Origin of the sequence: Vibrio sp. 10N.222.51.C5 (genome assembly GCF_041474575.1) — a bacterium.
Taxonomy (GTDB): domain Bacteria; phylum Pseudomonadota; class Gammaproteobacteria; order Enterobacterales; family Vibrionaceae; genus Vibrio; species Vibrio crassostreae_C.
Genome location: NZ_JBFRUJ010000136.1, coordinates 1 through 534, shown reverse-complemented (window position 1 = coordinate 534; position 534 = coordinate 1). Strand labels below are relative to the sequence as shown.

The following is a 534-nucleotide window of genomic DNA, read 5'->3' as shown; positions in this document are numbered from 1 at the left end:
GATGAGACCACTTGGCAGCTTCCAATGTCTGAAATCGAGAAACTGGCAGATACAGACATCAAACTACTTTGCGTCGTTAACCCAGCAAACCCAGCATCAGTGAAATTCTCTGACGAGACTCTAGAGAACCTAACAAACTTTGTGAATGAGCAACGCAGTGACCTATTCATCATCACTGATGACGTATACGGTACATTTGCCGATGACTTCGTTTCTCTATTTGCAAAACTACCATACAACACACTTTGTGTTTACTCGTTCTCTAAGTACTTTGGCGCAACAGGCTGGCGTTTAGGTACCATTGGTATCCAACACAAAAACGTATTTGATGACGCACTAAGTTCTTTCAGCGAAGAAAAACAGTGTCAACTTGATGACCGTTACAAAACACTGACTCCAGAGCCACGTGACATTAAGTTCATCGACCGCATCGTTGCGGATAGCCGTAGCGTAGCCTTGAATCACACTGCCGGTCTATCTCTACCGCAACAAGTGCAAATGGCGATGTTTGCTCTAACTTGTCTAATGGACTCA

1 protein-coding gene is annotated in these 534 nt (G+C 44.2%); it reads left to right on the top strand.

Annotated elements, in window-relative coordinates; genetic code table 11:
* Positions 1-534 (top strand): aminotransferase class I/II-fold pyridoxal phosphate-dependent enzyme (locus tag AB4558_RS22045; RefSeq protein ID WP_372074975.1); only part of this gene is annotated, 534 nt, incomplete at both ends.